The organism is Pseudomonas sp. LBUM1655, from assembly GCF_059716085.1.
Genome location: NZ_CP166801.1, coordinates 5,520,626 through 5,541,292, shown reverse-complemented (window position 1 = coordinate 5,541,292; position 20,667 = coordinate 5,520,626). Strand labels below are relative to the sequence as shown.

The 20,667-nt window shown below is 60.1% G+C and carries 18 protein-coding genes; 6 read left to right on the top strand and 12 right to left on the bottom strand.

The annotated features are described in order from the left end of the window. Nucleotides 1-30 precede the first annotated feature (30 nt). A complete protein-coding gene (gene uvrA / locus ACA074_RS24870) occupies nucleotides 31-2,865 on the bottom strand; it encodes an excinuclease ABC subunit UvrA (protein ID WP_489879882.1) in 2,835 nt (944 codons plus the stop codon). 191 nt (nucleotides 2,866-3,056) lie between these two features. Here uvrA and ACA074_RS24865 point away from each other — a divergent pair, with 191 nt between their 5' ends. Together ACA074_RS24865 and ACA074_RS24860 are read left to right on the top strand one after the other, a co-directional pair. Beyond that, nucleotides 3,057-4,454, top strand: a complete 1,398-nt coding sequence (locus ACA074_RS24865; RefSeq protein ID WP_187679966.1) for an MFS transporter — start codon at nucleotides 3,057-3,059, stop codon at nucleotides 4,452-4,454. A gap of 9 nt (nucleotides 4,455-4,463) precedes the next feature. Then, nucleotides 4,464-4,988 carry a single-stranded DNA-binding protein gene (locus ACA074_RS24860; RefSeq protein WP_008081898.1) on the top strand — a complete coding sequence of 175 codons (525 nt, stop codon included), beginning with the start codon at nucleotides 4,464-4,466 and terminating at the stop codon, nucleotides 4,986-4,988. Between the two features lie 91 nt (nucleotides 4,989-5,079). Here the strand turns inward: ACA074_RS24860 and ACA074_RS24855 are convergent, their stop codons facing one another. The 7 genes from ACA074_RS24855 to ACA074_RS24825 form a co-directional block, all read right to left on the bottom strand. Further along, nucleotides 5,080-6,237, bottom strand: a complete 1,158-nt coding sequence (locus tag ACA074_RS24855; RefSeq protein WP_497677975.1) for a glutathionylspermidine synthase family protein — start codon at nucleotides 6,235-6,237, stop codon at nucleotides 5,080-5,082. Nucleotides 6,238-6,239: 2 nt separating this feature from the next. Continuing rightward, nucleotides 6,240-6,935 carry a DUF1190 domain-containing protein gene (locus ACA074_RS24850; RefSeq protein ID WP_187679991.1) on the bottom strand — a complete coding sequence of 232 codons (696 nt, stop codon included), beginning with the start codon at nucleotides 6,933-6,935 and terminating at the stop codon, nucleotides 6,240-6,242. A 17-nt stretch (nucleotides 6,936-6,952) separates the two neighbouring features. After that, nucleotides 6,953-7,378: a DUF350 domain-containing protein gene (locus ACA074_RS24845; protein WP_489879884.1), complete on the bottom strand. Its 426-nt coding sequence runs from the start codon at nucleotides 7,376-7,378 to the stop codon at nucleotides 6,953-6,955. 15 nt (nucleotides 7,379-7,393) lie between these two features. Next, nucleotides 7,394-8,044: a DUF2491 family protein gene (locus ACA074_RS24840; RefSeq protein WP_497677974.1), complete on the bottom strand. Its 651-nt coding sequence runs from the start codon at nucleotides 8,042-8,044 to the stop codon at nucleotides 7,394-7,396. 204 nt (nucleotides 8,045-8,248) lie between these two features. Next, on the bottom strand, nucleotides 8,249-8,947 hold the full coding sequence (locus ACA074_RS24835; RefSeq protein WP_401270218.1) for a PspA/IM30 family protein: 699 nt from the start codon (nucleotides 8,945-8,947) through the stop codon (nucleotides 8,249-8,251). A 17-nt stretch (nucleotides 8,948-8,964) separates the two neighbouring features. After that, a complete protein-coding gene (locus tag ACA074_RS24830) occupies nucleotides 8,965-9,633 on the bottom strand; it encodes a YjfI family protein (RefSeq protein WP_305440061.1) in 669 nt (222 codons plus the stop codon). A 152-nt stretch (nucleotides 9,634-9,785) separates the two neighbouring features. Further along, complete coding sequence (locus tag ACA074_RS24825) at nucleotides 9,786-10,334, bottom strand: cysteine hydrolase family protein (RefSeq protein ID WP_401270223.1); 549 nt, start codon at nucleotides 10,332-10,334, stop codon at nucleotides 9,786-9,788. Nucleotides 10,335-10,435: 101 nt separating this feature from the next. Between ACA074_RS24825 and ACA074_RS24820 the strand changes: the two genes are divergently transcribed. From ACA074_RS24820 to ACA074_RS24810, 3 genes are all read left to right on the top strand, one after another. Beyond that, the gene (locus ACA074_RS24820) at nucleotides 10,436-11,416 is read left to right on the top strand and encodes a GlxA family transcriptional regulator (RefSeq protein ID WP_489879885.1); all 981 of its coding nucleotides are present in this window, start codon (nucleotides 10,436-10,438) and stop codon (nucleotides 11,414-11,416) included. Between the two features lie 214 nt (nucleotides 11,417-11,630). After that, entirely contained in the window at nucleotides 11,631-12,740 is a 1,110-nt protein-coding gene (locus ACA074_RS24815; protein WP_497677973.1) for a DUF3182 family protein, read from the top strand. Then, a complete protein-coding gene (locus ACA074_RS24810; protein ID WP_187678760.1) occupies nucleotides 12,730-13,488 on the top strand; it encodes an alpha/beta hydrolase family protein in 759 nt (252 codons plus the stop codon). The genes ACA074_RS24815 and ACA074_RS24810 overlap by 11 nt, the downstream gene beginning before the upstream one ends. Before the next feature lie 111 nt (nucleotides 13,489-13,599). On the opposite strand, the gene ACA074_RS24805 is transcribed toward ACA074_RS24810, so the two are convergent. The 4 genes from ACA074_RS24805 to ACA074_RS24790 form a co-directional block, all read right to left on the bottom strand. Beyond that, on the bottom strand, nucleotides 13,600-14,586 hold the full coding sequence (locus ACA074_RS24805) for a lysylphosphatidylglycerol synthase domain-containing protein (protein ID WP_497677972.1): 987 nt from the start codon (nucleotides 14,584-14,586) through the stop codon (nucleotides 13,600-13,602). Next, nucleotides 14,583-15,857 carry a cardiolipin synthase ClsB gene (gene clsB / locus ACA074_RS24800; protein ID WP_401270234.1) on the bottom strand — a complete coding sequence of 425 codons (1,275 nt, stop codon included), beginning with the start codon at nucleotides 15,855-15,857 and terminating at the stop codon, nucleotides 14,583-14,585. Before clsB ends, ACA074_RS24805 begins: the two co-directional genes overlap by 4 nt. Then, nucleotides 15,854-16,651: an endonuclease/exonuclease/phosphatase family protein gene (locus tag ACA074_RS24795; protein WP_401270236.1), complete on the bottom strand. Its 798-nt coding sequence runs from the start codon at nucleotides 16,649-16,651 to the stop codon at nucleotides 15,854-15,856. Before ACA074_RS24795 ends, clsB begins: the two co-directional genes overlap by 4 nt. A 255-nt stretch (nucleotides 16,652-16,906) precedes the next feature. Continuing rightward, entirely contained in the window at nucleotides 16,907-18,109 is a 1,203-nt protein-coding gene (locus ACA074_RS24790) for an MFS transporter (RefSeq protein ID WP_489879889.1), read from the bottom strand. 341 nt (nucleotides 18,110-18,450) lie between these two features. Here ACA074_RS24790 and ACA074_RS24785 point away from each other — a divergent pair, with 341 nt between their 5' ends. Further along, nucleotides 18,451-20,556: a mechanosensitive ion channel family protein gene (locus ACA074_RS24785; protein ID WP_497677971.1), complete on the top strand. Its 2,106-nt coding sequence runs from the start codon at nucleotides 18,451-18,453 to the stop codon at nucleotides 20,554-20,556. Nucleotides 20,557-20,667 lie beyond the last annotated feature (111 nt).

Genomic DNA, 20,667 nt, shown 5'->3' with positions numbered 1-20,667 from the left:
AAGTGACAGGGGCTTTTTCATGCCTGGAGTTTAAGCCCGGTCGCGGATCAACAACGGCTTGAGGTAATGGCCGGTGTGAGATTGCTTCATCTCGGCCACTTGTTCCGGCGTGCCGGTTGCAATGATCTGCCCACCTTTGGAACCGCCTTCCGGTCCGAGATCAACCAGCCAGTCGGCCGTCTTGATCACGTCGAGGTTGTGTTCGATCACCACGACAGTGTTTCCGTGGTCGCGCAGGCGATGCAATACATCGAGCAGTTGCTGGATATCCGCGAAGTGCAGGCCGGTGGTCGGCTCATCGAGGATGTACAGCGTCTTGCCGGTATCGCGCTTGGACAGTTCACGAGACAGTTTGACCCGCTGCGCTTCACCGCCGGACAGGGTCGTCGCCGACTGCCCCAGCTTGATGTACGAAAGCCCTACATCCATCAACGTCTGCAGCTTGCGCGCCAGCGCCGGCACAGCGTCGAAGAACACCCGGGCTTCCTCGATGGTCATCTCGAGGGTTTCGTGGATGCTCTTGCCCTTATATTTGATCTCAAGGGTTTCGCGGTTGTAGCGCTTGCTCTTGCACACGTCGCACGGCACGTAGATATCCGGCAAGAAGTGCATTTCAACCTTGATCAGGCCATCGCCCTGGCAGGCTTCGCAGCGACCACCCTTGACGTTGAAGGAGAAACGCCCCGGGCCGTAACCACGGGAGCGCGACTCGGGCACGCCGGCGAACAGTTCGCGGATCGGAGTGAACAGTCCGGTGTAGGTCGCCGGGTTGGAGCGCGGCGTGCGGCCAATCGGGCTCTGGTCGATATCGACGACTTTGTCGAGATGCTCCAGGCCTTTGATGCTGTCATGGGCCGCCGCTTCCAGCGTCGTGGCGCCGTTGAGTGCGGTGGCACTCAATGGGAACAGCGTGTTGTTGATCAGCGTCGACTTGCCCGAGCCGGACACGCCGGTTACGCACGTCAGCAAGCCGATCGGGATTTCCAGGTCGACGTTGCGCAGGTTGTTGCCCCGCGCGCCCTTGAGCGACAGGGTCAGCTTCTTGTTGCGCGGCGTACGCTTGGCTGGCACTTCGATCTTGACCCGCCCCGACAGGTATTTGCCGGTCAGAGAATCAGGGTGTGCCATGACTTCGGCTGGCGTACCTTCGGCAACGATCCGCCCGCCATGTACACCGGCGCCCGGGCCGATATCCACCACGTAGTCGGCCAGACGGATAGCGTCCTCGTCGTGCTCGACCACGATTACCGTGTTGCCGATGTCACGCAAATGCTTGAGCGTGCCAAGCAGCCGGTCGTTATCGCGCTGATGCAGACCAATTGACGGTTCATCGAGGATGTAGAGGACGCCAACCAGGCCGGCACCGATCTGACTCGCCAGGCGAATCCGCTGCGCCTCGCCTCCGGACAGGGTGTCGGCACTGCGATCCAGCGACAGATAATCGAGACCGACGTTAACCAGAAATTGCAGACGCTCGCGGATTTCCTTGAGGATCTTGTCGGCAATCTCGCCACGGCGACCGGTCATCTTCAGTTCACCGAAGTACACGCAGGCATCGCCGATCGGCAGGTTGGTCACCGCCGGTAATGTCTTTTCACCGACCCACACGTGCCGCGCTTCGCGACGCAGGCGGGTGCCACGGCAATCCGGGCACGACTGCGTGCTGAGGAATTTTGCCAGCTCTTCACGCACGCTCGCCGATTCGGTTTCGCGGTAACGGCGCTCCAGGTTCGGCACGATGCCTTCGAACGGGTGCGAACGTTTGACGATGTCGCCGCGGTCGTTGAGGTATTTGAAGTCGACGTTCTGCGAACCGCTGCCGTGCAGGATGAATTTCTGCTGATCGGCCGGCAGTTCGTTGAACGGCACTTCCAGACTGAAGCCGTAGTGCGAGGCCAGTGAGCCGAGCATCTGGAAATAATAGACGTTGCGCCTGTCCCAGCCGCGAATGGCACCTTCGGCCAAGGTCAGGTCGCCATTGACCAACCGCTTGATGTCGAAGAACTGCTTCACTCCCAGACCGTCGCAGGTCGGGCAGGCGCCGGCAGGGTTGTTAAAGGAAAACAGCTTCGGCTCCAGCTCGCTGATCGCATGGCCGCAGATCGGGCAGGCGAAGCGCGCGGAGAAGATCATTTCTTCGCCCGGCTCGTCGTCCATCGGCGCCACGAGGGCGATGCCATCGGCCAGTTTCAGCGCGGTCTCGAAGGATTCGGCCAGACGTTGCTGCAAATCGGCGCGAACCTTGAAGCGGTCGACGATCACATCAATCGAATGCTTCTTCTGTTTATCCAGTTTCGGCAGCTCGTCGAGTTCACAAATGCGGCCGTTGACCCGGGCGCGGACGAAGCCTTGAGCGCGCAGTTCTTCAAAAACAGAAAGGTGTTCGCCTTTACGCTCGCGGATCACCGGTGCCAGCAGCATCAGTTTGCTGCCTTCCGGCTGGGCCAGCACCAGGTCGACCATCTGGCTGACGGTCTGCGCTTCCAGTGGAATGTCGTGATCCGGGCAGCGCGGCGTGCCGACGCGTGCATACAACAGACGCAGATAGTCGTAGATTTCGGTGATGGTGCCGACCGTGGATCGCGGGTTGTGCGAGGTCGACTTCTGTTCGATGGAGATCGCCGGCGACAGGCCTTCGATGGTGTCGACGTCGGGTTTTTCCATCATCGACAGGAACTGCCGGGCGTAGGCCGACAGGGATTCGACATAGCGGCGCTGACCTTCGGCGTACAGTGTGTCGAAAGCCAGGGACGACTTGCCGGATCCGGACAGGCCGGTGATGACGATCAGTTTGTCCCGTGGCAGGGTCAGGTCGATGTTCTTCAGGTTGTGGGTACGGGCCCCACGTATCAGGATCTTGTCCAAAGTGGCCTCGCTCGGCGGGCGTCGAAAACGTAGGAGTATACGGGCAAATACTGGATGGATGCACACTATCAAGCGAAGCGTTTTTTACCCTGCATGAAGAGTGTTTCATCTATACGCGTCATAGCGTCGCGATATACCCCGTCTTCCGATGGGACTGGTAGAATCGCCGCCGGTTCACACGAGGTTTTTCCATGCACGATCTCCACAGCGAACGCATGAGTGGCAGCGAGACCCGCGCGGCGAGCGGTCTGGCCCTGGTGTTCGCCTTCCGTATGCTTGGCATGTTCATGGTGTTGCCGGTACTGGCGACCTACGGCATGGATCTGGCGGGAGCGACTCCGGCCCTGATCGGTCTGGCAATCGGCGCTTACGGCCTGACTCAGGCGATTTTTCAGATTCCGTTCGGGGTCATTTCCGACCGCATTGGCCGTCGTCCGGTGATTTACCTGGGGCTGATCGTCTTTGCCCTCGGCAGCGTTTTGGCATCTCAAGCCGATTCGATCTGGGGTGTGATTGCCGGTCGGATCCTGCAGGGCGCCGGGGCGATTTCCGCTGCGGTCATGGCGTTGCTCTCCGACCTGACCCGCGAACAGCACCGTACCAAAGCCATGGCCATGATTGGCATGACCATCGGCCTTTCGTTCGCCGTGGCCATGGTGGTCGGGCCTTTGTTGACCAGCGCTTTCGGCTTGTCCGGACTGTTCCTCGCCACAGGCGCGATGGCGCTGGTAGGCATCCTGATCATCATGTTCATGGTGCCGAAATCCACCGGGCCGTTGCAGCATCGTGAATCGGGCGTGGCGCGTCAGGCCTTGATGCCGACACTCAAGCATCCGGATCTGCTGCGCCTCGATCTGGGCATCTTTGTGTTGCATGCGATGCTGATGTCGAGCTTCGTTGCTTTGCCCTTGGCGCTGGTGGAAAAAGCCGGGTTGCCCAAGGAGCAGCATTGGTGGGTCTACCTGACCGCGCTGCTGATCTCCTTCTTCGCCATGATCCCGTTCATCATCTACGGCGAGAAGAAACGCAAAATGAAACGAATTTTGCTCGGCGCCGTCATGACGCTGATGCTCACTGAGCTATTCTTCTGGCAGTTCGGTGACAGCTTGCGGGCTCTGGTGATCGGCACGGTGGTGTTCTTCACCGCGTTCAATCTGCTGGAGGCTTCATTGCCGTCGCTGATCAGCAAGGTTTCACCGGCGGGCGGGAAGGGCACGGCCATGGGCGTGTATTCCACCAGTCAGTTCCTCGGCTCTGCACTCGGCGGGATACTTGGCGGCTGGTTGTTTCAGCATGGCGGTCTGTCGGTTGTGTTCCTCGGATGTGCCGGTCTGGCTGCCATCTGGCTGGCCTTTGCTGTTACCATGCGCGAACCTCCCTACGTGACGAGCCTACGCTTGCCGTTGTCGCCCGAGGCGATCCGCGAAGCGGGTCTGGTCGAGCGCCTCAAGGCCCTCGTGGGGGTAACAGATGCAGTGATAGTTGCTGATGAAGCGGCTGTTTACATCAAACTGGACAAAGAATTAGTGGATCGCGACACCCTCGAACGCCTGGTGAACAACCCGGCCGGGGCTGCTTGCGAAGCCTAGGAGAACGTTATGGCCCGTGGGGTTAACAAAGTCATATTGGTCGGCACTTGCGGCCAGGATCCCGAAGTTCGCTACCTGCCTAACGGTAACGCCGTGACCAACCTGAGTCTGGCAACCAGCGAACAGTGGACCGACAAGCAAACCGGTCAGAAGGTCGAGAAGACCGAATGGCACCGTGTGTCGATGTTCGGCAAGGTTGCCGAGATCGCTGGCGAATACCTGCGTAAGGGTTCGCAGGTCTACATCGAAGGCAAGCTGCAGACCCGTGAGTGGGAAAAAGACGGTATCAAGCGTTACACCACCGAGATCGTGGTCGACATGCAAGGCACCATGCAACTGCTCGGCGGCCGTCCACAACAGGGCGACCAACAAGGCGGCGGCAACAACTACCAGCAGTCCGCTCCAGCTCCACGTCAGCAGGCTCCGCGCCCGCAGCAATCGGCTCCACAGCAGCGTTCGGCCCCGGCTCCACAGCAGGCCGCACCGCAACCGGCTCCGGATTTCGACAGCTTCGATGACGATATTCCGTTCTAAGCTGTATTAAAGAAGAGTGATGCTGCATCCGCTCTGAACAAAAAAGGCCCGTCGTTCAACACGACGGGCCTTTTTTGTGGGCGATGGATCTTCAGTCGAGGATCAGATGCGGCAGAAACCGGCTCGAATCCTTGGTGATCAAACTGTTGTCCTCACGCACACCAATTCCCGCGGCCTGATCGCCGATTACCCAAGAACCGATCAGCGTGTAGCTGGCATCGAACTTCGGCAATGGCGCAAACTCCTGCAGGATAAATGGCGCATCGGTGTAGGGCCCGTCTTCTTTGACGATCAGACCTTCCGCCGTTTGCAGTTCGATGTTGGCACCTTCCCGGGAAAAATACGGTTTGCGCACCCAGCCCTTGGGCACGGCGCTGGCCGGATTCGGGTCGAGATGCGCCGCGAGCAGATTCGGATGGCCCTTGTGCAGTTCCCACAGCAAGGGCAACGCGCCTTTGTTCGACAGGATCGCCTTCCACGCCGGCTCGAAAAACTGCGTGTCGCATTCGGCAATCGCCGCGCCGAACGGTTCCTGGAAGATGAACTCCCAGGCGTGCAGCTTGAACAGGTGAGGGATCCAGCGATCCTGCAGATCGACGAAGCGTCCATCGGCGGTCAAACCAATGTCTTCAATGTCGATGTGGCGTGATTCGATGCCGACTTTTTCCGCTATCAGTCTCAGGTAGTCCGTGGTGCCCTTGTCTTCGACCGAGTCTTTCATCGAGGCGAAGTAGAACGGACGCTTGAGTTGCAACTCGGCGAAAGCCTGATGCAGCTTGGTGTCGATGCTGTTGAACTGGTCGGCATGGCGCGGCAGCGTGCCGCGCTCAATGCATTGCTCCAGCCAGCCCCACTGGAACGCCGCCGCTTCGTAGAGGCTGGTCGGCGTGTCGTAGTTGAGCTCCAGCAGTTTCGCCGGGCCGTTGCCGCTGTAGGAAAAGTCCATGCGCCCATACAGATGCGGATGACCTTCCAGCCAGGACGTGCGGATCATGTCGTAGTACGCAGCAGGAATGCTCAGGCGATCCAGCAGTTCTTCGCTGTGCACCACGCGGTCGACCAGGTCCATGCACATCTCGTGCAGTTCGGTGGTCGGGTCCTCGAGATCGTTTTCGATCTGCGCGAGTGTGAACTGGTAGTAAGCGCTTTCGTCCCAGTACGGCTCGTCGTCGATGGTGTGGAACATGAAGCCGAGGCTCTCGGCCGTGTGTTTCCAGTCGGGGCGCTCGGCGCAGAGGATCTTTTTCATCGTCAGCTGCTCGAGCGACCGGAACTGCTGCCCCAGCCCCCCCAACCACTGCGGGCGCTGGACTGGCTGCCGAAGCCGCCACGGGAAGTCGACGAGGCGACGTTGACCGGTTTGCTTTTGCTGCTCTCGTAGTCGGGTTGGCTGCGAGGCGCCGATTCGATTTTGCGGTACTGCGTGGAGGTGTTGTAGGTCTGGCGCGTATCACGGTCGCGGTAAACCGTGCGGTTCTGGTTGTTGCTCATCGCATTGCCGATCAGCCATCCGGTCAACATGCCATTGCCGCCGCCCCCACCACCGGAGTAGTGCGAAGTGCTTTGGGCCGCGTTGCTGGATGTTGTGTCACCCGCTGGCATCTGCGCGTCGGCGATGGCATCGAGATTTTGCGCGGCTTCACCGGGCTGCGGCACTTTGAAGCCACCGAGTTTCGGCACGAAGCGGCCGTCGGAATTCTTCTGGCACCAATCAGCGGCGAAATCCGCGTCGCACTTGGCCTTGTCGTCATACGCCGGGGCGATGCGCCGGTGTTCGGTCAAGGCCGCCACGTAGGCATTCGAGCAAACATCAGCGGCGACTTCGGCATCGACGCACTGTTCCACGCTCTGGAAGTTGCGCGGCTGATCCACTGCCGCCGCTTCACCGGAAATGGCCATGGCCACCGACGCTGCGAGGGACAACTGAACGTATTTACTTCGTTTCATCTAAGGCTTCCTGCCGGTCAGTTGGACGGCGTCATGCACGCAGCGTTGAGCATGCCGACGCTAATCGCTACGGCGGCGACGTAGATGCCAGCAGCGATTTCACCGTTGGCGATGCGCTGCGAAGTACCTTTAAGCACCAGGGTCGTGCCAAGGAACGCCAGCAGTTGCACCACTGCGGCGATCACCGCCCAAACCACGAAGTCGACAACGTTGACCGAAAAGGCAATCACGTTACTGGCGGGAATGGCGAAACCGATGATTGCACCGGCCAGCGCAACGGCAGCGGCCGTGTTGCCGGAACGAATCAGCTCGAACTCTTTGTGCGGGGTGACGCGGGTGTAGACGAACTGAAACAGCATGAACAGCAGCACGGCGCCGATCAGGTAGACGACGAAACCGGTCAACGCGGTTTTGTTCAGGGAAACGGCCAGAACTTCCAGCATGAAAAACTTCCTTATTTAAATGGTACTCAGGTCAGTCGTGTACAGCGAGATGCCCAGTGAGGTGCTCAGGCTGACGGTGCCTTCTTCGTCCTGCTCGACGGAAAACAGCAGCAGTTCGCGGCGATCGGTCAGGCCGGTTTCGCGTGCATAGAGCATCGAATGGTGTGCGATGGTGTAGCTCTCGTCCGGATTGACCACTTGTTCGGTCATTGGAACCAGCTCGGTCTGGCCCTGTTCGGTGCCCCATTCGCGGGTGTATTCGACACCTTCGTGGGTGTAGGTCGGCAAACCGATCTGACTGCTCGGGCCAGCGAGGCGCTGAAGTTCGGCGTCGCTGTTGACCGTCACGTAACCGATATAGTTGAACAGCGTGACCGATTCGACCTGGTCGTCGCCGGTGACGTGGATCTGTACCCAGAAATCCTCGTCGTTCATGTAATAGCGGTGCAGCTTGTTGGACTGGCCGAGGTCGACCCAGCCGGCGCTCCAGATCGCCTGATCGAAGGGCACACGCACCGAGGTCGAGCCATCAAGCAGCAGCGCCAGAGTCGTATCGAACCTGACACCTTTGCCTTGCGCCATCCCGAGTGGGCCGCTGGCAACGGTCGGCGTTGGCGAAGCGTTCTGCCAGTTGCTGGTGCCCAGCAAATCTTTAAACCATCCCATGGGTACGTTCCTTGAAGCGGGTGGAGGTGTTCGTCGGCAAAAAAACGTCGCTAGTGTACCGGGCTGCGCGGTGAACGAGCAGGCAAAATGCATATGTTGTGGGTGCTGAAAACCATGTAGGAGCTGCCGAAGGCTGCGATCTTTTGATCTTGAATCCAGATCAAAAGATCGCAGCCTTCGGCAGCTCCTACACGGGGAACGGTGTTACTGAGTCGACTTCTGCTTCAGACGCTCAAGAATCGCATTGGCGCTGCCTTCGTTCGGCGTGATCCCGGCGTCGCGCAGTTTGCGGTCCAGGTCGTTGCCGGTCGAGGCATCAGCCAGTTCGTCTGCCGCGCTCAGCTCTGCCGCACGTTGCTGCTGTTTGGCTTGCAGACGATTCAGGGTGCCGACGGCGGTTTCCAGTTTGCCGTTGGCGCCGCCGCTGGCGATGGACGCGCTGACCTGGGCCTTCTGCACGCTGTCACGGGCCTTGGCCATGTCCACTTGCTGGCGCAGGCTCTTGATGCGGGCTTCGGCCTTGTTGATGTCTTTGCGCATGTTGTCGGCGTAGGTGCCGAATTCGTCGCTCAGCTTTTTCTCGGCGGTCAGGTCGTTGGTCAGTGTCGAAATCGCTTCGGCCACTTCCATCGCCAAGTCTTCACGGCCGGCATTCAGGGCCGAAACAGCTTTGGCTTCCAGGTCTTTGATCTTGGCGTCGTACTCGCTCACGCGGTCGGCGGCCAGTTTGTGCTTGGCCATGATGGTGACCAGTTCACGACGGGCGTTCGACAGGGCGGTGTCGGCGTCGCGGATTTCCTGGTCGAGGATACGCAGGGCCTGTTGGTCGACGATGCTTTCGCCGACTTCATTGGCGCCGCCGCGCAGTGCGGTGAACAACTTGCTCCAGATGGACTGAGTCATTGGATATTCCCTGTTGATTACTTGAAGAAGTGTTCGAAGGCTTCGCTCGCGCGCTGCACGTTGTCGACCAGGGTTTTCACCTCGGTGACGACGTTGGTCAGGCTCGAGTCGGCGCTGAGGGCGCCAAACATGTTGTAAACGGTCTGCCCGTTCGGCATCGACTCAATACCGATCGACGACAGCGGGAACATTTCACGGCTGCGCAGCACGGCATCGTTGAAGGCGCGCACGTCGGTGATCGAATCGATGTCTACCAGCACGGTGTCGACGATGATCTGCTGACCGGCCAGGGCGATGTGAATCGGCAGACCGCCGAATTCGTTCATTTCCAGCTTGATGCTGGGTTCGGAGCTCTGGATCAGAGACAGTGTGATCTCCTGCGAAGCCACCTCGTCCAGTGCCTTGAGGGCGTTGAAGAGGCTATCGATGTTCCAGTTGTTGCCTGCGCTCATGTAATTCTCCGACATGAATGAGCCAGCCAGAATCGGTTGGCGTAGCTGTTGCTCCATTTGCTTGAGCAAGCTTCGGTTTTCCGGAAGCACCCAAGTTTCGTGTTTCACATAACCGGCAGCGGCCAGGCCCGCGCGCATCTGCTTCATATAAAAGCTCGACGGTTTTTTCGCGGACGGTTTCGAGCGCTCTCCCTTTGGACTTGCTGACGCTGAAGCAGGGGAGTGGCTTTTCATGGCAGTGACTCCGTTATGAACATCTCACGCGTGGGCCACACTACAACCAATTCAAAGTGCCATCAATGGCTCACGCGTGAGATTTTTTCGGCGCATGCAAAAACGCCCGCAACGGGGCGGGCGCAGGTTTTTGCAAAGTGTTTCGCGGTGGCTCAGCGTTGAAGGAACTCGTCGGTTGAGATCACGCTGGCGTAGGCAAAACCCAGTGCCGACATGAAAGCTGCATGGACGTGCGCCGCCGGCACTGTGAGGCCGTTGAACTCCAGATCGCGGCTGGCGCAGGCATCATGAATCACCGTCACTGCATAACCCAGATCCGCGCCTGCACGGGTGATGCCGTCGACGCACATGTGGCTCATGCTGCCGACCACCACCAGCTCCTTGATGCCTTGTTCGTCGAGGATTGATTGCAACTCGGTTTCGCGGAACGAGTTGACGAAATGCTTGAGCACCACGGGTTCGTCGGCGCGGTTGAGCACTTTCGGATGCAGCTTGGCGCCGTCGGAACCTGGAGTGAAAAACGGTGCGTCGGGTGAGGTGAATTCGTGGCGGATATGCACCACCGAATCGCCGGCTTCGCGGAAGGCTGCGATCAGTCGTGCGGCGTTGTCGGCGGCGGCGTCGGCACCTGCCAGCGGCCACTTGCCTTGGGGGAAGTAGTCGTTCTGGATATCGACTACGATGAGCGCTTGCTTGGCCATGGGTGTGTCCTCGATGGATTGGCTGGAAGTGGCTTCAGTATTGGCGCTTACCAGCGATTCGAGGATTGGCCGCACCGACAATAGACAGGGGAAAACTGACAATGGGCGCAGAAAGGGCTGCCATCGCCGAACTGGGCGTGCTGATTTATCCCGGTGCGCAAATGGCGGCGGTGCATGGCCTGACCGACCTGTTCGCGGTAGCCAACCGGATTGCTGCGGAGCATCAGTCTGCGCAGTTGCCGTTGCTGCGGGTCAGTCATTGGCACGTCGACGGCGATCAGGCACCGGCGCGGGTTTTCGAGAGTTGTCCGGGTGTCGACAGTGGTTTGCTGGCGGTGCTGATTCCGCCGTCCATCGCCGGGTTTTCCTCGGCGCAAATGCCAGCCAGCCTGGCGCAATGGCTGCGCGAACAGCATGCAGGCGGCGCGACGTTGGGCGGTGTCTGTGTCGGTTCGTGGCTGCTGGCCGAAAGCGGTCTGCTCGACGGCCGCAGCGCCACCACGCACTGGACGTCGGCCAAGGACTTCGCCGAACGTTATCCGAAGATCAAGCTCAAGGCCGACACACCGATTGTCGATGACGGCGACCTGATCACCACCGCCGGACTGATGGCCTGGTCTGAGTTGGGGTTGCGCCTGGTCGATCGTCTGCTCGGGCCGAGCATCGCCACTGGCACTGCGCGGTTTCTGGTGGTTGAACACAGCGACAGCGCCAGTGCCTGCGGGAGTAATTTTGCACCGATCCTCAGTCACGGCGATGCAGCCATTCTCAAGGTTCAACATTGGTTGCAAGGCACTGGCGCTACGGACGTTTCATTGGCTGCGATGGCTGAGCGCGCGGGGCTGGAGGAGCGGACATTCCTGCGCCGATTCCGCGCGGCGACCGGGTTGAAACCGACCGAATATTGTCAGCATCTGCGAGTGGGTAAGGCGCGGGAAATGCTCGAGTTCACCAATGGCACGATTGATCACATTGCGTGGACGGTGGGCTATCAGGACCCGGGGGCGTTCCGGGCGATCTTCAAGAAGATTACCGGGTTGGCGCCGAGTGATTATCGGGGGCGGTTTGGTTTAACCCGGTAGTCCCGGCAATGCATATCCCTGTGGGAGCGGCGTGATGCCGGGGATCGTGCAAATTGCCGGGGTTTTGCGCCCGGTCGTGCAGATTGAAACAGGCTTGATGCCAGCACGATTTCGGCAAACGACTGATTAACCGAACATTTTCCCGATCCTGCCGTTGGCCTGATCTCTGCACCTTTCCCTTCTACATTCACCGCGCTGCTGAAAGGGGGAACGCATGACCCCGACACCCCGCAAGAAAACCGTCGTCGCTCACTCCGTGCGCAACGACGCGCCGCAGCACGAAGTGCAAACCAACAAAGCCCTGGCCCGCTGGCTGGCGCAGATTCTCGGGTTCAAGTTCGGTGGCAGCTATAACCCCGAGAAACATCGCGACCGTGACCTCTATCTGTTACCGACGCAAACCATTGTCGGCGCCGCTCATGCTCACGAATTGGGCATCAAAGGCCCGGATGATTTGTGGGGTGGCTATGTCGAGCATGATTTCATCTGCACCAAAGCCATCAGCCACGGCTTGCGTAGCCAACAGGCCCACGCGCCACAGGGCTGGTCGCCGCTGTTTTCCGAGCGCGTGCGCAACGTTGTGCTTGACGGTTTGAGCGTGTTTGCCCTCGACGATGCGCGGCCCGCCGCCGAGCATTTGCTGTACAGGGGGCCGATCCGCTTGAAGCCGATTCACGCCTGCGCCGGTCGTGGTCAGGAAGTGATCAAGAGCCTCGACGCCTTCGACGAAATCCTTGCCCGCCCCGAAGCTGAAAAGCTGTTCCGCGAAGGCGTGGTGCTGGAGCAGGATTTAAGCGAAGTCATCACCCACAGCGTCGGCCAGTCATTCATCGGCGATAAAGTGCTGAGCTACTGCGGTGATCAATACTTGACCGAGGATGCTCACGGCGAAGACGTCTACGGCGGGTCGAATCTGTTGGTGGTGCAGGGCGGTTATGAAGATCTGCTGGCGCTGGATCTGCCAGACGATGTGCGTTTGGCTATCGAGCAGGCGCAGGTTTTCGATAACGCTGCCAATGAAGCCTATCCACGCTTTTATGCCTCGCGCCGCAACTACGACATTGCCCAAGGGCTGGACAGCAACGGCAAAACCCGCAGCGGCGTACTCGAACAATCCTGGCGCATGGGCGGCGCCAGCAGCGCGGAAGTGGCGGCGCTGCAAAGCTTCGTCAACGACCCGACGATGCGCGCGATTCGCGTGTCTTCGGTGGAAACCTATATCGATCAGCCGCTGCCGGCGGATGCCATCGAGGTGTATCGCGGCCCGGCCGAGAACAGCGAATTTCTCCTTAAATACGTAACGGTCAAATCCTATGACGGCTAGAAGCGAAAGCATTCAAATCGACATTGATGATGAACAGATGAGCGGGACATTTCTCAGTCCCAAATCGAAAGTGCCGGGGGTGTTGTTTGTTCACGGTTGGGGCGGTAGCCAGGAGCGGGATCTGGAGCGAGCCAAAGGCATCGCCGGTCTCGGCTGTGTGTGTCTGACCTTCGACTTGCGCGGCCACACGGGCGGCACCGGGATACCGCTAACTCGGGTCAGCCGCGAAGATAATCTGCGTGATCTGCTGGCGGCTTACGATCGCCTGCTCTCACACCCGGCACTCGACACGTCAGCGATTGCCGTGGTCGGCACCAGTTATGGCGGTTATCTGGCTTCCATCCTCACGTCTTTACGCCCGGTGCGCTGGCTGGCGTTGCGGGTGCCGGCGCTGTACCGCGACGAACAATGGCACACGCCCAAGCGTGAACTGGACAAGGCTGACCTGCGCGATTATCGCGGCACGCTGATACGCGCCGACAGCAATCGGGCGCTGCATGCGTGTTCACAGTTCACCGGAGATGTGTTGCTGGTGGAATCGGAGACCGACGACTTCGTGCCCCACGCGACGATCATGAGTTACCGCGCGGCGTGTCAGCAGACGCACTCGCTGACCCACCGGATCATCGACGGGGCGGACCATGCGTTGAGCGAGCCGGTTTCGCAGCAGGCGTATACGTCGATATTGGTCGACTGGATTACCGAGATGGTGGTGGGCGAGCGGTTGAGCATTATCCAGTCTTCATAGGCTGTGGTGTTCTCTCGGACGCCTTCGCGAGCAGGCTCGCTCCCACAGGGGGCGCATTTCAAATGTGGGAGCGAGCCTGCTCGCGAAGAGGCCGGTAACTGCAAAACAGAATCAGGACGGTGTTTTCTCGATCCGCAATGACTTGGCCTTCGCTTCCACCAGCAGATACATCACCACCGTAATCAACAGCGGCAACAGAAAATAAATCGCCCGGTACGCCAGCAATCCAGCCACCAGACTGCCCCGCGACGCCTCATGTTGCAGCAGCGCGACGAACACCGCTTCGAGCACGCCAAGCCCCGCCGGAATATGCGTGATCACCCCGGCAATCGCGCTGATCAGCAACACGCCGAGCACCAGCGGATAGTCGAGTTTGCTCGGCAGTAACGTGAAAATCACCGCCGCCATCAGCGACCAGTTCAACGCGCCAAGCAACAGTTGCAACACCGCCATGCGCAGCGACGGCAAATTGATCTCCACACCGCGAATCGACCACTCGCGCCGTTTCGAGAATTGGCACGCGGCGAGATACCCGGCGCTGATCAACAGCAACAACACACCAATGCCTTGTAACGCCGTGGTGCTGACTTTCCAGCCCGGCGGCATGCTCACCAGGCCACTGCTGAATACCACGCCGGCGATGGTCATGTAGCCAAACCAGTTGGTCGCCAGGCTCAGGCCGAGAATTTTGGCGATGTTGCCTTTGCTCACACCCAGGCGCGAGTACAGCCGATAACGCATGGCGATGCCGCCGACCCAGGCGCTGAGGTTGAGGTTGAACGCGTAGCTGATGATCCCTACCGGCAGAATCTGCTTCCAGGTCAGGTCCTGGCGAATATAGGTGCGGCCGATCAGGTCGAAACTGGCGTAGGTGAGAAAGCTCAGCAGGGTCACGCTGGCGGCGATGATCAGTGTGCGCACCTTGAAGTCGGCGAGGGTTTGCAGCACCTCGGCCCATTCGATACGACGGGCGAACATCGTCAGCAGCACGATCAGTGCGAGGAAAAACAGCGCCGTCAGCGGACGTTTCCATTTGCTCCAGCGTGAGTGCGTCGCTGGCGCGGCATGATGGGTTGCCGGGGCTTCGGAATGGCTCATGAGTGATCACCTCGAAATGGCTTGAGCCGTGGTTTGTGCGCAGGCAGCCAACCGGCCATCGCCGGAAAATGCCGCAGAAAGTGAAACACCAGAAAACCCACCGTCATGTGCCAGATACGTCCGCGGGGCGACTTGCCGGCGTCCATGGCTTTGCAGTGGTTTTGGCTGAGGTCTTCGAGGCGCCGGAACAGTTCCTGATTGAAAGCGCGGTCGCGGATCAGCACGTTGGCTTCCAGGTTCAGCGACAGGCTCAGCGGGTCGAGATTGCTCGAGCCTACGGTGCTCCACTCGTCGTCCACCAGCGCGACTTTGCCGTGCAGTGGGCGCTGGCAATATTCGTGGATCTGCACGCCGGCCTTGAGCAAATAGTCATAGGTCATGCGCGCGGCGAGTTTGGCCACCAGCATGTCCGGCTGGCCTTGCAGGATCAGCCGCACATCAACACCGCGCCGGGCGGCGTTGCGGATCTCGCGCAACAAACGATAGCCGGGGAAGAAATAAGCGTTGGCAATCACCACCCGCCGTTTGGCGCGGCGCAGCACCTGCAAGTACACGTCTTCGATATCGGTGTTGTGCTGATCGTTGTCGCGAAACACCAGGCGCACCTGCCCGTCGTGATCGGTGACAGCCATTTCGGCGCGACGCTGGCGCCGGCGTTGCCACCAGAACCGTGCCCGACCGGGGCGACCACTTTGCAGCAGGGCGAAATGGTGGATATCGGCCACCGCCGGGCCTTGAACCTCCACCGAGTAGTCCTGTTTGGCTTCCGGTCCGAAATCCAACAAATGGTCGCCGGAAAAATTGATCCCGCCAATGAACGCGATCATGCCGTCGACCACCACGATCTTGCGATGCAAGCGGCGGAACCAGTTGGTGCGAATGCCCAAATGTTTGGGGGCGGGATCAAACATCTGCAGATGTACGCCGGCTTCGCTCAGGGCGGCGAGATAACCGGTGGTCAGCTCGCCACAACCGAAGCCATCGAGGCTGACGGTCGTGCGCACGCCGCGACGGGCGGCGTCGATCAGGATCTCCTGCAACTCCTGGCCGACCTTGTCTTCGAAAACGATAAAGGTCTCCAGCAGAATCTCGCTTTTCGCCGCCCGCATTGCAGCGAACACTCGCGGGAAATACTCCTCGCCGTTTTCCAGCAGCTCGACCCGGTTGTTGCCCTGCCAGCCATATTCGACAGCAACGTGGCCGGGCTCGCGTATCGGCGGGTTGACGGTCATCGGTTCTACGGCGGACTTCTCCAGCGGTGCGCTGCTCATAGTTCGATCTCCACCGATAACGGTGCGTGGTCGGAAAGGTGGGACCAGGGCCGGTTGGACAGGACTTTCGGCTGGCTGGCCTTGAGGTTGCGCACGTAGATACGGTCCAGTCGCAGGGTCGGCAGACGCGCCGGAAAACTGCGCGCCGGCTTGCCGTGATGTTCGGCGAATACTTCACGCAGACCGCAAGGCTTGAGCAGTGCGTCGGCACGCTGGCGCCAGTCGTTGAAGTCTCCGGCTACGATCACCGGTGCGTCATCGGGCAGCTCGGCGAGGCGTTGGCCGAGCAGTTTCAACTGAGCGTTGCGGTGGCTTTCGCGCAGGCCCAGATGCACACAAATCGCATGCACCTCGACGCCGTCGCCGGGCAGGCGCAGCACGCAGTGGAGCAGGCCACGGTTTTCATGGCCGCTGATCGAAACGTCGAGGTTGTCGTGGCGAATGATCTGGAATTTCGACAGCAGGGCATTGCCGTGATCGCCGTCCGGGTATACGGCGTTGCGCCCATAGGCGAACTGCGGCCAGAGGCTGTCGGCAAGAAACTCGTACTGCGGCATCGTCGGCCAATTGGTGTAGCGCTTGGGATGGTGTTCGTGGGTGCCGTGGACTTCCTGAAGGAACACCACGTCAGCAGCCACGCTACGCACCGCTTCACGCAGCTCCGGCAGGATGAAACGCCGGTTGAGCGCGGTGAAGCCCTTGTGGGTGTTGACCGTCAGCACAGTGAAAGTACGCACAGATGGCGCTACGACGGAGCCTTCGTCGGTGAAGCCGACCGGTTCTGAAATGCTCATGCCTGCGCTCTTTCGCCAGCGGATTCGCCGTGCGGATTGTCGTGTTCATGGGCGTAGCGCCAGTCGAAAGTACCGATATGAATCGTTGCCATGCCGCCCTCCCGTCGAAAGTCCCCGTACAGCCTCTGTCTGTTGATGACTGCGGGCGGTTCGGGAAAGTTTCGATGGCGTTACGGACGGTACATATTCAAGAAACCACCACAAAACCAACAGTCGGAGCGAGCAGGCTCGCCCCCACAAGGGATTGGTGTTGAATCAGTGGCCAGTGACGATGCGCTCGGAGCTTTCGGCATAGGTCGGGCCGAGGCGGTCGAGGCGACCGCTCCACGCGGTGAGGGCCAGCGCCACCAACACTACCAGACCACCAATCCACGCGGTATGAATCAGGCCAATGTGCTCGACGATCAAGCCACCCCCCCACGCACCGCCGGCAATCCCCAGATTGAACGCAGCAATATTCAGCCCCGACGCCACATCCACCGCATTCGGGGTGTGATGTTCAGCCTGACGCACCACATACACCTGCAAGCCCGGCACGTTGCCGAACGCCACTGCGCCCCAGACCAGCACCGTTGCCAACGCCAGCCAAGGATTGCCGGCAGTGAAGGTGAGCACGAACAACACCGCCGCGAGCAGGGCGAAGATGATTTTCAGCGCACTGATCGGCCCACGTTTGTCAGCCAGTTTGCCGCCCCAGATGTTGCCGACCGCCACTGACACGCCGTAGACCAGCAGCACCAGACTGACGGTGCTGGCGCTGAAGCCGGAAATGTCCTGAAGGATCGGCGCCAGAAACGTGAAGGCGATGAACGAGCCGCCGTAACCGATGGCCGTCATGGCGTACACCAGCAGCAGGCGAGGTTGTTTCAGCACTTGCAGCTGCTGCAGCAGAGACGCCGGTTTGCTGTGGGCAATGTTGTTCGGCACGTAGAGCAGGCTGCCAATGAACGCGATCACACCCAGCGTCGAGACGGCGAGGAAGGTTTCACGCCAGCCGAAATGCTGGCCGATGAACGTGCCCAGTGGGACGCCAGTGACCAGCGCCACGGTCAGGCCAGTGAACATGATCGCAATCGCGCTGGCAGCTTTTTCCTTCGGCACCAGGCTGGTGGCGATGGTCGAGCCAATGGAGAAGAACACGCCGTGGGCAAGCCCCGTGACGATCCGCGCCAACACCAGCGATTCATAACTTGGCGCCATCCAGGCCAGCAGGTTGCCGAGGGTGAACAGCACCATCAGCGACAGCAGCAACAATTTGCGCGGGACTTTGCCAGTGAGCGCGGTCAGCACCGGCGCACCGATGGCGACGCCCAGTGCGTAGAGGCTGACCAGCAGGCCGGCGGAAGGAAGACTGACGCCGAGATCGGCACCGATGGTAGGCAGCAGGCCAACGATGACGAACTCGGTCGTCCCGATGGCGAATGCGCTGAGAGTCAGCGCAAGCAAGGCAATGGGCATGACGGCACTCCGGTAGGTTTGGATTGAGCGCAGTGTCGGGGTTTGCGGTGGGCGGAAAAATACCGAGGAGGGCATTTGATATTTGCCTTGGGCGCAAAGATCAAAGGCCTACCCCCTCACCCCAACCCTCTCCCCCAGAGGGGGCGAGGGGGAAGGGAGCTGATCTTCATTGTTTTCGGAACTTGAGTTCGACGTTGGAAGCTCAGGTCGATGTACCTCGTGAGAACAACCCGGTCGGCTCCCTCTCCCTCCGGGAGAGGGCTGGGGTGAGGGCGATCTTGAACTTGCCAGGCAAATGCCGATCAGTTCCTTACAGGTTCAGCCAACGGGAGATCGGAGTTTTGATCAAGTTCAGGATCGCCATTCTGCTGGGAGCATTGTTGTTTCTCGGTGCCAACGAGCTCGAAGCCGCCGCGCTGCCGGGTCTCCCTGCCGCCACAGAGGAGGCGGCCAAACCCGAGCCGATTGTCCAGGGCGGACTGCTCGGCGCCATCAGTTCGAGCATCGATGACGTACAAGACAAACTCGACCTCAACGAACATCTAGTCGACGCCTGGCGCCTGCGTGCTGACCGCGCCGCCGATGAAGTCGACAAACTGGTCAATCAACCGTCGAACCGTTCGGGCTGGAGCGTTGCCGGGGATTTCCTGATGTTGTCCGGTGTCTGGCTCGGTAGCTTCGCTCTGCTGACCGTGCTCGGCAGCCTGTTGGCCAAACGTCTGCGCGAGGGCCGCTGGTTTCGTACGCGCCAGCGCAGTCAGGATCTGCTCGGCTACCTGCTGCCCTATACCGTGCCGGCACTGATCTGCCTACCACTGACGTTGTACGTCAGCCACTTTCTGCAAGCCTCGGTGGGGCGAGCGCTGGCGCTGTGTTTTGCCTACGCGACCAGCAGCGGCATCTTTTCCACGTCGATGCTGCTGTGCGTGGTGGTGATGTTCAATGTCGGCCACAAACGCCCGGCCGCGCGGATCATTCGCCGTTATTGCCCGCGACCGCTGTTCCTGATCGGTTTCCTCGCCGCCCTCAGCGATGCGCTGACCAGCCCGCAGATCGCCCGGCAATTGGGTGGGAACATCACCAGCAGCGTTGCGGTGTTCACCGGGCTGATTGCCTCGGTCATCTTTGGCCTGGTGGTGATTCGCCTACGCCGTCCGGTGGCGCACCTGATCCGTAATCGGCCGCTGAGCCAGCGCCTGAAACAGCCGTCGTTGCAGGAGTCGCTGCGGATTTTCTCTGGCTTGTGGTATTGGCCCATCGTGTTGATGGTGCTGGTGTCGGCGGTCAATCTGATCGGTATCGGCGAGGACAATCAAAAGGCCCTGCGCTGCGCGCTGTTCACCACCGTGCTGCTGATCGGTACGGTGTTTCTCAGCACAATCCTGCAACACCTGTTCAAGTCGCGAAAAGCCGAAGCGATCCAGCGCAGCAGCGCTTACAAGGAGCGTTTTCTCAGTCTCTTGCATGCCTTGCTGCGGATCGTCATCGCGATAGCCTTCATCGATATCCTCGGGCGGATCTGGGGCGTGTCGCTGCTCGATTTCGCCCAGAGCAGCACGGTCGGCCGGGCGATCAGCAATGCCCTGAGCAGTATCGGCCTGATCTTCCTTGTGACGTGGCTGTTGTGGGTGGTGCTCGACACGGCGATTCAGGAAGCGCTGAAACCACCGGTCAGCAAACGCGCGGCGCGCCAGCCCAGCACAAGGGTGAAAACCATCCTGCCGCTGCTGCGCAATGCGATCAAAATCATCCTCGTGGTGATCTGCGCGATCACCACCATGGCCAACCTGGGGATCAATGTGGCGCCGCTGCTGGCAGGTGCCGGGGTGGTCGGTCTGGCCATCGGTTTCGGTTCGCAACAGCTGGTTCAGGATGTGATCACCGGTTTGTTCATCATCATCGAAGACACCCTGTCGATCGGCGATTGGGTGGTGCTCGATTCCGGGCATGCCGGCACGGTGGAAGGGCTGACCATTCGCACCCTGCGCCTGCGTGACGGCAAGGGCTTTGTCCACTCGGTGCCGTTTGGCCAGATCAAGGCTGTCACCAACCAATCGCGGCAGTTCGCCTATGCGTTCTTCTCGGTGCAATTCACCTACGACACGGATGTGGAAAAGGCGATCGAGCTGATCCGCGAGACTGGCGATTCGATCCGCGAAGACCCGTTCCTCAAGTACAACCTGCAAGGGCCGCTGGATGTGTTTGGCGTGGACAAGATGGATCTCAACGGCGTAGTGCTGACGGCGCAGTTCCGCACGGTGTCGGGCGGGCAATACGCGGTGAGCCGGGCGTTCAACCAGCGCTTGAAAAAACTTGTGGATAACAGCCCTTGGGTGCATTTCGCGCAGACTTATCCACAGCAGGTTTTGTTGCCCAAGCGCGAGCCGGCGGATGATGTGGTGCCGGAGCATCCCTCAGTGGTGTTGCCACAGCAATCGCTCACCTGACTGCAGGATGGTGTGGTGGGAGTGCCGGCCCCTTCGCGAGCAAATCCCGGCCATCGACACTTTACGGGTGACGGTTGCGCACTAAACCCGCAAAATGCAACGATTCCGGCA